Here is a 13,410-nt window from a genome sequence, read left to right as displayed (position 1 = left end):
TGTGATACCATCGAAGCGTTTGGATATGTGACATTTCAAACTGGGAATTAAATGTGACTCGCCATTGGTAACAACAGCTGGTCGGAGGGTGTTCGAGAACTGGTAGGGGTCAGGCAATTGCAATAGTCTCGCAGAGTTGGCGGCACAAAGCGACATCATCTGTCATTCTGAGCGAAGCGAAGAATCTCTTCTGAGGTGCTGAGATGCTTTGCTTGCGCTCAGCATGACAGGACAGTGTCGCTTCAGTCGCTGGAACAAGCCGCGAGGCGATTTATCGAACACCCTCAGCTGGTCGTCCGGAAATCTTGCGCTGCGGGAAGCCATGCAAGTGGGGGTGGAAAATGGTATCATACTTGCCGGAAGTTTGCACTGGGAGACACGAAGGGGAAATGTACCATCGGATGGCTGAGGAGGCGCTGGAGCGCATCGAGAAGAACCTTCGCATCTCAAATAGCCCGATGTACCGGGACAGGCTGACGGGAGCTAACCTGCCATACACCACCCTGTGGCCGCTCAGCATGTTGCATTCCGCAATGATTTCTGCCGCCGAGATCGAACCAAAGCGCTACCTGCCCCGGCTGAGGCAACTTCAGCAGACTCTGCTTGCCTACTGGGATGAGCAGCATGACCCGCCGGGCTTCGACGCCTACCCGAAAGGCAACGACAAGTACTACGACGATAACGCCTGGATGGTGCTGAACTACCTGAGGCTATACAGGCTAACCCGTGAAAAAGAGTGGTTGCGCTGGGCACAGGATGTGCATCGCTTCGTGTGGAGCGGCTGGGACGAACGGCTCGGCGGAGGCATCTACTGGCACCAGAGCCGAAAGAGCAAGAACACCTGTTCTAATGCACCCGCCCTGGTTTCCGCGCTGGAACTCTATGCGCTCACCCACGATGCACGTTATCTGAAGCAGGCGGAGCAAATCCATGCATGGCTGCGCCAGCACCTGCAGGACCCTGAGGACGGACTGTTCTGGGACAACGTCCAGATGGACGGAAAAGTGGACCCCACCAAGTTTGCCTACAACACCGCTCTGATGATAGATGCCAGCCTTTGGTGGCATCGCCTCACCCGCAAAGAGGATTACTTACACGAGGCGATACGGCTGGCACGGTCTTCACAGAGATGCTGGCTGGGCTGGCGCAGCCGCGCTATAGAGGGTTACGCGCCATTCGTGGTGAAGCTGTGCTCGGCGTATCGGCATCTGGCGGAAGTGGTCGGCGACAATCGATGGACGGTACTGGTCATCCACACGGCACAATTGGTGAAGTCGCTGCGTTCAGCGGAAGGGGACTATCCCGAGGACTGGTACGCGGAGCGAAAAAACGAACCGGTGTCGAGCCTGATGTCGCTTGCCTCCGCAGCGTGCTTGTTCTGGCTGATACCCGCCTCGGATGACCGGCATGCCCTCTCAAAAGCGGGTACAATATAGTGTGCTATTACGTTCATGGAGGCTTCATCTCGTGTGGAAGTTTCTGAACAGCTTTACCGGTCTGGCAGTGCTGTTGTTTCTGATTGGGGCGCTGGGACTAGTATATGGGGCGGATGCCATTCGCGACCCCGGTCAGCCGCATGACCCCTTGCTACCCTGGCTGTACTTCGCTGCTGCCATCCTGATGGTGGTGAACGCCATCCTCTCGGTACGGCATTACGAGCACAAGATGAAGGAGCAGGAGCAATCTTCGAAACAGAAGGAGGAGTCTCTCAAATGAGTGTGGTGACCTGTGTGGACTGCGGCAAGCCTCTGGAGAAAATCCCTTCCTGGCTGGCTGGAGTGAAGGTGAAGTTCACCTGCGAGGAGTGTCGCACCAAACACCGCACGCCAGTGGTGGTTCTGGACGACCTGCCCCCTCTGACCGATGAGCCTGTCGAGGATATGGATGTTATCGAGCGCGAGGAAGGTCTGGAGACCACCTCGCTAGAGGAGCTGGCTCAAGAAGAAGAAAAGGGAGCGGAAGAAGAGGAAGAAGAGGTGTAGTCAGGCATGGGTGCCAGATACGCCCTGCTGCTCGGTATTCTGTTCCTGCTGTCATCATGGGCGATGGCAGGTGCCGACGATTACCGTATCAGCCCCGGCGACACGCTGGAAGTGGCGGTTTGGGGCTACGAAGACCTGTCGCGCACGGTCATCGTACGCCCCGATGGCAACATCTCACTGCCGGTAGTGGGAGAATTACGTGCGCAGGGAGCGACCCCAGATGCGCTGGCACAGAGTATCACCACCTCCCTTTCCCGCTGGGTCAAGAATCCGCGCGTGAGCGTCATCGTCAAATCTTTCGCACAGCATCAGGTTTTCGTGCTGGGCGCGGTGGCTCGCCCGGGAGTCTATCCCCTGCAACCCGGCCTGACCGCTGCGGAAGCCATCGCTCTGGCTGGCGGGTTCTCCCCAAACGCCGACCGCGACCACCTTACCGTCCTCCGTAGGCAAGGGACGCAAGACGTAAAGTTCTCCGTGAGGTTTACCGATAATCTCTCACGAGAGGATTCGGCGGCACGCTTTGTGCTTCAGCCGGGTGATAACCTGATTGTGACCGAAGCCACCTTCACCATCACCGGTGCGGTGGCACGTCCGGGAGTGTATCCGATAGGCACATTGCGAAGCCTGGAAGAGGCACTGGCGACCGCCGGAGGCACCTTGACATTCGGAGACCCGTCTCGCGCCGAGGTTCAGGTCGGCGAAAAGGTGGAGGTGGTCGACCTGCTCGATGCGAGCGTCCGCCAGCGACCGTTGCAGGCAGGCATGACCATCCGCGTGCCCGAACGCGAGAACACCCTGTTCATCATTGGCGAGGTCGCACGGGCTGGGGCATACGGCTGGCAGAAGGGACGCTGTGAAACGCTGATGGATGCACTCACCGCCGCAGGAGGTCCCACCAGGGAGGCTCGTCTGGACCGTATCGTGGTGAACCGCAGCAACCGGTTCCTGCAGGTCAACGCCACCACGCCACAGGGTGCGCGCTTCCCGCTGGAGCCGACCGATGTGGTGATTGTGCCCTCGCGCCCTCGACCCAACTATGAATGGACGGCGATCCTGGGCACCCTGCTGGCAACCTACTCCGTTTTCCGCCGTTAGCCTTCCATGATAGATATCCACACCCACATTCTCCCCGGCGTCGACGACGGTGTCATCGACATGGGCGATGCGCTGCTCTTGGCAGAAGATGCTGCCGCGCAGGGCGTGACGACAATGGTGGCTACCCCGCATCTCTACTGGGGCGACCGCCCTGCCCTTGGCGCGGCGCAGATTCGCGAGGGGGTAGAGCAACTGAATGTCCTGCTGCGGGCGAAGGGCGTGCCGTTAGAGGTACAGCCCGGCTGCGAAATCCCCATTGCTCCCGACCTGCTGCGACGGCTGGAGAGCGATGAGTGGATGTCGATGGGCGAGGGGACACGTGTGGTGCTTGTGGAGCCGCTGTGGGAGGAATGGCCCTCCTTCGGGCAGTCGGTTATCGAAGAGATGCTGGACGCGGGCTGGACGGTGGTGCTGGCGCACCCGGAGCGCATACCCGCCCTGCAACGCAACCTGCCTTTGCTGGAAGGTCTGGTGCAGATGGGCGTGCACCTGCAGTTGACCACCAGCTCGCTCATACCGGGCAGGGCTTCGCCAGCAGTGGCGCGATGCGCCTATGAGCTGATGGAACGACGGCTGGTGAGCGTGGTGGCTTCGGACTGCCATGGCGTCACCCACCGCCGCTGCGACATGGGCGAGGCGGCGCAACTGCTTCGTCGTACGTACGGACGACATGTGACACAAATGCTGACAATGGGTGTGCCTCGCGCACTGCTGCGGGGTGCGAAAATAGAACTGGAACGGGTGTGGAAGAACACCACAACCGATGAAAGCCGATGGAAACGAATACTGCGGGCTGTTTTGAGGAGGGAAACCGATGACGGATAAACTTTTTGGCGGCCATTATCCTTTGCTGAAGCAGGCGCTTCATGCGAGTGCCCTTCGGCACGAGGCAATCGCGCACAACATTGCCAACGTGAACACGCCGGGTTATCGCCGGATCGACGTCTCCTTTGAGGAGTTCTTGAGAGCTGCACAAACAACCCCTTTGCGCACTACGAGCCCACGACACTATGCCGCGCCGCCCTCCTTGCTGGCGAACCCGCAGGTCGCCCCTGACGAAGATGCACCGATGCGTCCTGATGGAAACACTGTCGATATCGACTACGAAATGGCGCAACTTGCGGAGAACCAGATACGCTTTCAGGCACTCAGCCAGCTGATTACCGGACGCTACCAGAGCCTGAAACTGGTCATTACGGGCGGCGGAGGGAGGTAAGCGATGAGCCTGTTTAACTCGCTACGCATCAGCGCGTCGGGATTGACCGCCGAACGGCTGCGTCTGGACGTCATTGCCGACAATCTGGCGAACGTCAACACCACGCGCACGGCGGCAGGCGGTCCCTACCGGCGCAAAGTGGCGGTGCTGGAGGAACGCCCCGTCGGCTTTGCCGACCTGCTGGGCATTCAGAATGCCTCTCGGATGGGAAGAGGCGGCGTGCGCGTCGCAGCCATTGCGGAGGATACGTCCCCTTCACAGCGGGTGTACAACCCCGGACATCCCGACGCTGAAGCCGACGGCTATGTGCTGATGCCCAACGTGAACGTGGTCACCGAAATGGTAGATATGATTACCGCCACCCGCGCCTACGAGGCGAACGTCACTGCCATGAACGCAGCCAAACAGATGGCGCTGCGCACCCTGGACATCGGCAGGAACGCATAAGGAGGGGATGAGCCGTGGATATTCGGTTGAACACTGTGCTGCCGGGCACCGCAGGAACCCTGACCAGCATCTCCCCGCTCCATAATCGCGACGATGCCCCTTCCTTTGCGGAAACGCTGAAGGGCGTCTTTGACAAGATCAACCAGATGCAGCTCGATTCCGCTCAGCTCGCTCGACAATTTGCCGCTGGCGAGACCGATGACCTCGTGCGCGTCGTGACGACGGCGGAAGAGGCTTCCGTCGCACTGCAGTTAGCGGTGCAGGTGCGCAACAAGGTCATCGAGGCGTATCAGGAAATCATGCGGATGCAGGTATAGCCAATGTTAGAGCGCGTTCGCGAGTGGTGGCAAACCAGCGACCGCCAGACCCGTCTGATTGCCGTCGCGTCGGCGGTGGGGCTGCTGGTGGTGATGATAGCCCTCTCCTTCTGGGCGACTCAGCCCGAATGGGACGTGCTGTACACCGGCTTGTCGCCTTCGGATTCGGGGGCTATCGTGGCGCGGTTGAAGCAGGCAAAGGTGCCCTATCGCCTGTCGGCGGGCGGAAGTACCATCGAGGTGCCTGCGGACCGGCGCGATGAGATACTGCTATCGCTGGCGGCAGAAGGACTGCCCAATCAGGGCACGCTGGGCTACAGCCGTCTGGAGAAACTGGGCTTTGGCACCACACAGACAGTGGAACAGGAGACCACCCGCATCGCGCACGAAGAGTCACTGCAAAACACCATCTCTCGCCTGCAGCCGGTGGCGGGCGCGCGCGTGCATATCACCCCCGCTATCGATTCCCCCTTCGTGGGCGAGAAGAAACCGGCGAAAGCGAGCGTCATGGTCGACCTGAAGCCGGGACAGCAACTCACTCGCGAACAGATTGCGTCCATCGTGTTTCTTGTCTCGCGCAGCGTAGCAGGGCTATCTCCAGAGAACGTCTCAGTCGTGGATGAGTACGCCAACCTGCTCTGGGATGGCTCGCAGGCTTCGGACATGGCGCCCGGCGTGGCGAGCAATAAGCTGGAGCTGGAACGCGCTTACGCAGAGACCGTACAGCGACAGCTGCAACAGCAGCTTGATGCCGTGCTCGGTCCGGGCAAGTCGCGGCTTACGGTGACCGCCGAGCTCGACCTCGACCGCGAAGAGGTGAACCAGAAGCAGATTGAGACCGGTCCAGACGGGCAGGGCATCGCTATCAGTGAAACCCGCACTGAGGAGACTGTGCGAGGGGCTGCGCCGCGCGGGACTGGCGGCGCCGCAGGAACACCGACCTATCCCACCGCACCGGCAGGCGCCCCTGGCGAATACAAGCACTCGTCCACTACCACGAACTACGAAGTGGGGCAGAGCACCATCCATCGGGTAAAGATGCCGGGCAGGGTGGTGCGTATGTCGGTAGCGGCGATGATCGATGCCTCGGTGCCGCAGGAACAGGTGGAGAAGGTGCGCACCTTTTTGGAGGGGGCGGTCGGCGCAGACCAGAGCGACCCCAACCGCCGTTTTCGCGTGATTGTGGAGAGCATCCCCTTCGACAACACGCTGGCGAAGGAAGCCGAATCTGCCCGCAAGCAGTTTGCCAGCCGCCAGCTGATGGACACCGCGTTGCGATACCTGCCGTTGTTGATGCTGCTCATCGTGCTGTTGTTACTGGCGAAGGCGTTGCGACCGGCGCGCGTGGCACAGACTCCGGAAGGCGTCGTGATGTCGTTGCCGGGTGGTGAGGTGCCTGAGGAGATTGCTGTGGAGGGTGAAGAAGAGGGCGATCTCGCGGCAGCCGCCGCAGCGGCGGCGCGGAAGAAAACCGCCGGAGCTGAACTGCCCGAAGAAGAGGTGGAGATTACGCCCATCCGCGAGCGGGTGGATGTGAATCTGGAAAGCGTCATCCGGCTGGCGGACCAGAAACCGGAGAAGGTGGCGATGCTGATTAAAGGCTGGTTAGCGGAGGATGAGCGATAATGGCGACACGAACAGCGACACCCTCACTGACTCATCGCCAGAAAGCGGCTATCATGATTGTCGCCATGGGACCCGATGTGGCGGGTAAAGTGTTGCGCCATCTGGACGAAGACGAGGTGGAGCAAATCACCCTCGAAATCGCACGGATGGGCAAAATTGCGCCGGAGGTGCGTGAAGCGGTCATCGAGGAGTTTCACGAACTGTGTGTCGCACAGGAGTATATTGCAGAGGGTGGTTTGCAACACGCCCGACAGGTGCTGGAGAACGCCTTCGGACCTGAAAAAGCGAACGAGCTCATCACCCGTGTCATTCAAGCCATGCAGATTGTGCCGTTTGACTTTATCAAGAAGACCGACCCCAGCCAGCTGTTGAACTTCATTCAGGACGAACATCCTCAGACCATCGCTCTGATTCTGGCGTACCTGCCTCCCAATCAGGCGGCTCAGGTGTTGCAGGGTCTTCCGCCCGAACTGCGCGCCGACGTGGCGCACCGCATCGCCATTATGGACCGTACACCGCCCGATGTCATCCGCGAGGTAGAGAGGGTGCTGGAACGGAAGCTCTCTTCGGTGATTTCTCAGGACTTCACCACTGCGGGCGGCGTGAAAGCACTGGTGGAGCTGCTCAACTGGATCGACCGCACCAGCGAGCGCATGATTCTGGACAGCCTCTCCGAGACCAACCCCGAGCTGGCGGAAGAGGTCAAGAAGATGATGTTCGTGTTCGAGGACATCGTGCAGCTGGACGACCGCTCCATCCAGGCGGTGCTGAAGGAAGTGGACATGAAGGAGCTCGCGCTCGCGCTGAAGGGCTGCAGCGAGGAGGTGCAGCAGCGCATCTTCAAGAACATGTCCGAACGCGCCGCCAACATGCTCAAAGAGGACATGGAGTTCATGGGACCTGTGCGCCTGCGCAACGTGGAAGAGGCACAGCAACGCATCGTGGCGATTATCCGGCGCATGGAGGAAGCGGGCGAGATTGTCATCGCGCGAGGCGGCGGCGCAGAAGAGATGGTGGTGTAAGCGATGCGCGTGCAGGTGCTCAAAGGCGACCAGCTTGGGCGCTTCACCCGCTGGGTGGGTACGCCCCTGCAGGTGCGGCAACCGACAGAGGAAGCACAGCAACCGCCACAGCCAACAGGACCGACCCCGGAAGACCTGCTGGCAGAGGCACGCCGCGTGCTTGCGGAGGCACACCGACAGGCAGACCAGATGCGGCAGGACGCCGTGCGCAAAGGCTATGAAGACGGTTTGCAAATAGGGCGGGAAGAGGGACGCCGCGAGTACCAGCAGGCGATAGCGAACTTGCAGTCAGAGGTGCAGAAGCTGGTGGATGCGTTGCTTGCCGAACGGCAGCGACTGTGGGAAGAGATCGAGCCGCAGGTCATCGAACTGGTGCTGGAGATTGCCCGCAAAGTGCTGCGTGAGGAGATTCAGGCGCGTCGAGAAGCCACCCTGTCCATCATCAAGCACGCCCTGCGGCGCGTCGCGGATACCGAGCAGGTGCGCATCCGCGTACACCCCGACGACCTGCAAATCGCCCGCGAACACCGCAGCGATTTTCTCGCGGTCTGCGACGGGGTGCGGCACATCGAGATTGTGGACGACCAGCGCGTGGGCGGCGGAGGCTGCATTATTGAGACACCCAGCGGCACTATCGATGCCTCGCTACGCACGCAGATGCAGTCGGTGGAGAAGGCGTTGCGCGAGAGCGAGCAGGCGGCTTAAGGTATCGCCGCAGAGAGGGCGACGCTTCCGCCGGGCCTTGGAGGACCCGCCTGCCGTACCCTTTGTCCCTGCAGGGGAAGAGGGCAAACAGCACCCCTCTCCCACAGCGTGGGAGAGGGGACAGGGGTGAGGGCGCAATACGCCCCTCTCCCACAGCGTGGGAGAGGGGACGGGGTGAGGGCGCAATACGCCCCTCTCCCACAGCGTGGGAGAGGGGACAGGGGTGAGGGCAACCATGCCAGACACACTGACCAACCTGCCACCTCTCTCGCCGCCGGACCTCTCGGCGGCGCGGGAACGACTGCGCCTGCTGGACCCGATTAGGGTACACGGTCGAGTGCAGCAGGTGATCGGACTGGTTATCGAGAGCATCGGGCCTGCCGCGCGGGTGGGAGAGGTCTGCGAGATTCACTTCCAGCGCACGCGCCCGCCTATCTTTGCAGAAGTAGTGGGCTTCCGCCAGAACCGCGTGCTCTTGATGCCTCTGGGCGAGATGGAGGGCATCACGCCCGGCAGTCTGGTGGTGGCCACGGGAATGGTGCATCAAGTGCCTGTGGGTGAATGCCTGCTGGGGCGGGTGCTGGACGGGCTGGGCAGACCGATGGATGGGGGCCCAGCCGTATTCAGCGACGTGCTTTACCCCGTCCACCGCCAGCCACCGAACGCCCTTGTCCGCAAGCGCATCACCGACGCCATCAGTCTGGGCGTGCGCGCCATCGACGGCTTGCTCACCGTCGGCAAGGGACAGCGCATCGGCATCTTTGCAGGCTCCGGCGTGGGCAAAAGCACCCTGCTGGGCATGATCGCCCGCTACACCAGCGCGGATGTGAACGTCATCGCCCTCACCGGCGAGCGCGGGCGCGAGGTGCGCGAGTTTATGGAGGAAGACCTCGGTGAGGAAGGACTGAAACGGTCGGTGGTCGTGGTTGCCACTTCCGACCAGCCCGCCCTGCTGCGCATCAAGGCAGCGATGGTGGCGACCACGATTGCCGAATACTTCCGCGACCAGGGGCTGGACGTGCTGCTGATGATGGACTCGGTGACCCGTCTCGCGCTGGCGCAACGCGAGGTGGGGCTGGCGATTGGGGAGCCGCCCGCCACGCGGGGATATACCCCATCGGTGTTTGCGATGCTGCCGCGGCTGCTGGAACGCGCTGGCACCTCTGACAAAGGCACGATTACGGGGCTGTACACCGTGCTGGTGGAAGCCGATGATATGAACGAGCCGGTCGCCGACACCGTGCGCGGCATCCTGGACGGGCACATCGTGCTGTCGCGTGCGCTGGCGCACCGCAACCACTACCCGGCCATTGACGTGCTGGCGAGTGTATCGCGCGTCATGCCCCAGATTACCGACGCGGAGCATCAGCAGGCAGCCGCGCAGGTGCGCCAGGTGCTGGCAAACTATACCGAGGCGGAAGACCTGATCAACATCGGCGCGTACCAGCAGGGAAGCAATCCGGATATCGATTACGCCCTGCGCTATATCGGCAAGGTGCGCGCCTTCCTGCAGCAGGGTAAGCAGGAGGGTTGCCCGCTGGGCGAGACGATACAGCGCATGAAGACGCTGTTTGCAGAGTGAGGCGATGCGGCGGTTTGTGTTCTCGCTGCAGAAAGTTCTGGACTACCGGCAACGGCTGGAAGAGCAGGCAATCCGCGCCTTCGCGGAAGCGCAGGCACAGTTGACGCACGAACAGGCTGTGCTGCACAAACTCCTTATCGAGCGCGAAGAGTGTTTGCGCCGCTCGCACCGCCGTCAACATCTATCGGTGGAGCTGCTGGCGGTCGAACAGACCTATCTTTCGGCACTGGAGGAGCGCATCGAACAACAGCGTCAGCGGGTGGCAGAGGCAGAAAAGGTACTGGAGGAGAAGCGACAGGCGTTGATCGAGGCACAGCGGGAACGAAAAACTATGGAACTCCTGCGCGAGAAGCAGTACGAGCAATGGCGTCAGGAGTGGCTGCGTACCGAGCAGAAAGCGCTGGACGACTTGGCAACCGTGCGAGCCACCATCGCGCCCGCCTTGTTGACGATGCAGGCAGGAGGGGAGGAGCATGAGTAGTCTTTACACGCGGGCAGTGGCCCGAATGCAAGCGCTGTGGGAGAGGGTGGAGCAGTTATCCGCCGGTGCTCCCACGACCGCGCCTTCCGGGTTTGCGCAGGTCTTGCGTGTGGCGCAGCGAGCCACAACCGTTATGCTACCTCAGAGCATCGGCGAGTTGGTCGCGCGGGTATCGCAGGAAGAGGGCGTGGACGAGGCGCTGGTGCGGGCAGTGGTGCAGGCGGAATCTGGCGGCAACCCGAACGCTGTCTCCCCGAAGGGGGCGATGGGTTTGATGCAGCTGATGCCGCAAACCGCGCGAGCGATGGGCGTGCAGAACCCCTTTGACCCCGAGCAGAACCTGCGCGGCGGCGTGCGCCTGTTGCGGGGGCTGCTGGACGAGTTCGGGGACGTGCGGCTTGCCCTGGCAGCATACAACGCGGGCGGACCAGCGGTACGCCGATATGGGGGTATCCCTCCTTATGCGGAAACCCAGAAGTTCGTGCAGCGTGTCATCAACCTGTGGCAGGGTGAACAGCGATGAGGCGGTTGCTGGTGATACTGGTGGTGCTGCTGGTGTTGCTGGGGGTGCCTTACGCGCTGGCGAAGTTTGGGGTGATTCCCGTGGGCAAGTTGACCGCAAAGAACCCTGCCGCGGCGAAGGTGGCGCGGACGCTGGGCTTACTGCCCCGCCAGCAAACGGTAAAGGCAGACACAAAGGCATCTGAGCCTCCTGCGCAAACCACCCCTGCCCCGCCAGTGGTTCGTCCTGCGCCTCCGCCCACACAAAGTGTGCCACCACCTGCCGCTGCCCACTCTCCGTCAGAGGAAGACGCGAGCCGACAAATCGGCTGGCTGGCGAAGGTATACGAGAACATGGAGCCAGAGGAGGCGGTGCGCATTTTGGAGCGGATGAGCGACCGCGAGGTGATACCGCTGTTGCGCCGCATGAAGCAGCGTCAGGTGGCGCAAATCCTCGCGCTGTTACCCCCCGACCGCTCCGCCAGCCTCTCCAAAACGCTGATGGTGCAGCGGTAGGGCGGTTTCCTAATCCTCTCCATTCAGGTATAATAAAAGCATGAACCCCTTTCCCGGCATGAACCCATATCTAGAGCGGCACTGGCGGGATGTGCATGCGAGGCTCATCGTGTACGCCTGTGATTCCCTGCAGGCGCAGCTTCCCGATGGACTGATTGCTCGCATTGAGGAGCGGGTGTACGTGGACTACCCTCGCGAGAGCATTACCCGGCTCATCTACCCCGACATCCGTGTTTCCGACCTTCGCCAGCCTGTTCCGTCCTCCTCGGCTGGCACGGCGCCCGCTGTCCTCGAAGCAGTGGATATCAGCACCCGCATCATCGTGGAAGAAGAAGAGGTGCCCATCGTCGAGACCTACATCGAAGTGGTGGACCCAGCGGGTGGGCTGGTGATTACCGTCATTGAGGTGCTGAGCGTTTCCAACAAGGTGCCTGGAGTGGGACAGGACGTGTATCGGAGCAAACAAAAGGGACTGCTGGAGGCGGGGGTGAATCTGGTGGAGATAGACCTGCTGCGCACTGGGCAGCGCGTGGTCAGCCTGTCGCCCACCAGCCTCCTGCAGTTTGTGAACGTGCCCTATCTGGTATGCGTGTTCCGCAGCTGGCAACCCCGCCAGCGGGAGGTTTATCCCATCGCATTGAACCAGCCGTTGCCGAAGGTAGCGGTGCCGCTGCGCCCCAGCGATGCCGACGTGGTGCTGGATTTACAGCAACTACTCCAACGTTGCTACGAAGTCGGTCGCTACAACCGGCTGATTAACTACTCGCACGACCCCGACCCGCCACTGGATGCCGAGGGCATGAACTGGCTCCACCAGCTGCTGGTGGAAAAGGGACTGCGGAAACGGGCTGGCAGTTAGCTGTTGCGCATGAAATGTTTCTACAGCCCTCACAAAAGGTAATCCACATTTTGGCGTCGATCCCGAACGAACACCCGAATAACGGTTTCAGATGGACTGGGCAGCACGAGGGAAATATCCTCTATATTGGATAAAAGGTCGGGAGGCGGGGCGTATTCAGAAGGAAAAGTTTTCAGCGCACGCTGAAACCTTTTGGCGGCATATTCGTACGCTTGCGTGAAAGCATCCGCGGGTAGACGCGAAAGTGGCACGGAGAGGCGCTCCCCATTGAGCCATCTCTGCTTTTCTTCCTCGTTCAGAACGGCTAGCAGCTTTGGCAGAAGCTGCTCCGATTCCCTCTCCTCTTCGGAGCGTGCGTCAGCGGCGGCCTCAAGTTGGTGAAGGTCTCGCCTTTTCTGCTCTTCCGAGCGATCGATGCGTACTGTCTGACGAGCCCCGAGCAACACAGTTAGCGCTTCCAGTAATTCCCCTGGCGAGGCATCGTTCCATCGGATGAAAAGGCGTATCTGTTCGAGGTCCTTCTCCACGTGCAGCAGCCACCCGGTTCGCTTGGAAAGCTCCTGCGCGAACGCAGACAAACTTGCCTCTGTTACCTCTACATTCAAACGCAACAGCCCCTCTGATGTCGTTTTGGTTGCGATGGTTACCTTCCCCGCAGTGCTCCACTTCAAGCCGTAATTCACTATGCCGAACCGGTCCTGCTCTCTGCGTAGTGCCCAGCGCTTACTTCTCAAGATGTAGGCCTTGCCCGTAAAAACAAACACCCGGCCGTAGTATTCCGCCAGGGTGGCAACGGCTTTCTGCTCGCTGAGGTCTTTTATCTCCACGTTGGAAGCAGGCGGATTATTTGCAAGATGGAGTTCTGCAACGATGTTCAGAGAGTATTGTCTCGCCAGAGCATCGCAAACCTTGGTGAAGGTGGCACTTTGTACTTGAAGGTTGATCCGCCTCTCCGTACTGGCTGGCTGCCCCATGCAGAGAGAAACCGCTACCACCACCGTCACGATGCTGAAGGCAGTTTTGCTCATTACCGTCGCCTCCTCCACCAAAATTACAATTCT

The 13,410-nt window shown here is 60.9% G+C and carries 17 protein-coding genes; 16 read left to right on the top strand and 1 reads right to left on the bottom strand.

The window, feature by feature from the left end:
• The first annotated feature begins 401 nt into the window (after nt 1–401).
• From K6U75_14585 to K6U75_14510, 16 genes are all read left to right on the top strand, one after another.
• The gene (locus K6U75_14585; protein ID MCL6476268.1) at nt 402–1,436 is read left to right on the top strand and encodes a glycoside hydrolase family 76 protein; all 1,035 of its coding nucleotides are present in this window, start codon (nt 402–404) and stop codon (nt 1,434–1,436) included.
• Nucleotides 1,437–1,467: 31 nt separating this feature from the next.
• Entirely contained in the window at nt 1,468–1,716 is a 249-nt protein-coding gene (locus K6U75_14580; protein MCL6476267.1) for a hypothetical protein, read from the top strand.
• Nucleotides 1,713–1,982 (top strand): hypothetical protein, encoded by a 270-nt coding sequence (locus K6U75_14575; GenBank protein ID MCL6476266.1) that lies wholly within the window; start codon nt 1,713–1,715, stop codon nt 1,980–1,982. The genes K6U75_14580 and K6U75_14575 overlap by 4 nt, the downstream gene beginning before the upstream one ends.
• Before the next feature lie 6 nt (nt 1,983–1,988).
• Nucleotides 1,989–3,077, top strand: coding sequence for an SLBB domain-containing protein (locus K6U75_14570; GenBank protein ID MCL6476265.1), 1,089 nt, complete (start codon nt 1,989–1,991; stop codon nt 3,075–3,077).
• 6 nt (nt 3,078–3,083) lie between these two features.
• Entirely contained in the window at nt 3,084–3,902 is an 819-nt protein-coding gene (locus tag K6U75_14565; GenBank protein MCL6476264.1) for a hypothetical protein, read from the top strand.
• Complete coding sequence (flgB, locus tag K6U75_14560; protein ID MCL6476263.1) at nt 3,892–4,293, top strand: flagellar basal body rod protein FlgB; 402 nt, start codon at nt 3,892–3,894, stop codon at nt 4,291–4,293. Before K6U75_14565 ends, flgB begins: the two co-directional genes overlap by 11 nt.
• A 3-nt stretch (nt 4,294–4,296) precedes the next feature.
• Nucleotides 4,297–4,740: a flagellar basal body rod protein FlgC gene (gene flgC, locus K6U75_14555; GenBank protein ID MCL6476262.1), complete on the top strand. Its 444-nt coding sequence runs from the start codon at nt 4,297–4,299 to the stop codon at nt 4,738–4,740.
• A gap of 14 nt (nt 4,741–4,754) precedes the next feature.
• The gene (gene fliE, locus K6U75_14550) at nt 4,755–5,057 is read left to right on the top strand and encodes a flagellar hook-basal body complex protein FliE (protein MCL6476261.1); all 303 of its coding nucleotides are present in this window, start codon (nt 4,755–4,757) and stop codon (nt 5,055–5,057) included.
• Nucleotides 5,058–5,060: 3 nt separating this feature from the next.
• Nucleotides 5,061–6,683 (top strand): flagellar M-ring protein FliF, encoded by a 1,623-nt coding sequence (gene fliF, locus K6U75_14545; protein ID MCL6476260.1) that lies wholly within the window; start codon nt 5,061–5,063, stop codon nt 6,681–6,683.
• Nucleotides 6,683–7,705 carry a flagellar motor switch protein FliG gene (gene fliG, locus K6U75_14540; GenBank protein ID MCL6476259.1) on the top strand — a complete coding sequence of 341 codons (1,023 nt, stop codon included), beginning with the start codon at nt 6,683–6,685 and terminating at the stop codon, nt 7,703–7,705. Before fliF ends, fliG begins: the two co-directional genes overlap by 1 nt.
• Before the next feature lie 3 nt (nt 7,706–7,708).
• A complete protein-coding gene (gene sctL, locus K6U75_14535; protein ID MCL6476258.1) occupies nt 7,709–8,410 on the top strand; it encodes a type III secretion system stator protein SctL in 702 nt (233 codons plus the stop codon).
• Nucleotides 8,411–8,645: 235 nt separating this feature from the next.
• Nucleotides 8,646–9,992: a flagellar protein export ATPase FliI gene (fliI, locus tag K6U75_14530; GenBank protein ID MCL6476257.1), complete on the top strand. Its 1,347-nt coding sequence runs from the start codon at nt 8,646–8,648 to the stop codon at nt 9,990–9,992.
• A 4-nt stretch (nt 9,993–9,996) separates the two neighbouring features.
• Complete coding sequence (gene fliJ, locus K6U75_14525) at nt 9,997–10,473, top strand: flagellar export protein FliJ (GenBank protein ID MCL6476256.1); 477 nt, start codon at nt 9,997–9,999, stop codon at nt 10,471–10,473.
• On the top strand, nt 10,466–10,996 hold the full coding sequence (locus K6U75_14520) for a lytic transglycosylase domain-containing protein (GenBank protein MCL6476255.1): 531 nt from the start codon (nt 10,466–10,468) through the stop codon (nt 10,994–10,996). Before fliJ ends, K6U75_14520 begins: the two co-directional genes overlap by 8 nt.
• On the top strand, nt 10,993–11,490 hold the full coding sequence (locus tag K6U75_14515; protein ID MCL6476254.1) for a hypothetical protein: 498 nt from the start codon (nt 10,993–10,995) through the stop codon (nt 11,488–11,490). The genes K6U75_14520 and K6U75_14515 overlap by 4 nt, the downstream gene beginning before the upstream one ends.
• Nucleotides 11,491–11,548: 58 nt before the next feature.
• Nucleotides 11,549–12,349 (top strand): DUF4058 family protein, encoded by an 801-nt coding sequence (locus K6U75_14510; GenBank protein MCL6476253.1) that lies wholly within the window; start codon nt 11,549–11,551, stop codon nt 12,347–12,349.
• Between the two features lie 29 nt (nt 12,350–12,378).
• Here K6U75_14510 and K6U75_14505 read toward each other — a convergent pair whose 3' ends face one another.
• Nucleotides 12,379–13,377: a hypothetical protein gene (locus K6U75_14505; GenBank protein MCL6476252.1), complete on the bottom strand. Its 999-nt coding sequence runs from the start codon at nt 13,375–13,377 to the stop codon at nt 12,379–12,381.
• Nucleotides 13,378–13,410: the final 33 nt, after the last annotated feature.

This window comes from Bacillota bacterium, from assembly GCA_023511455.1.
In the GTDB taxonomy this organism is placed as follows: Bacteria; Armatimonadota; HRBIN16; order HRBIN16; family HRBIN16; genus HRBIN16.
Note: the sequence above shows the minus strand (reverse complement) of the source record. Positions and strands in the feature narration are given on the sequence as shown.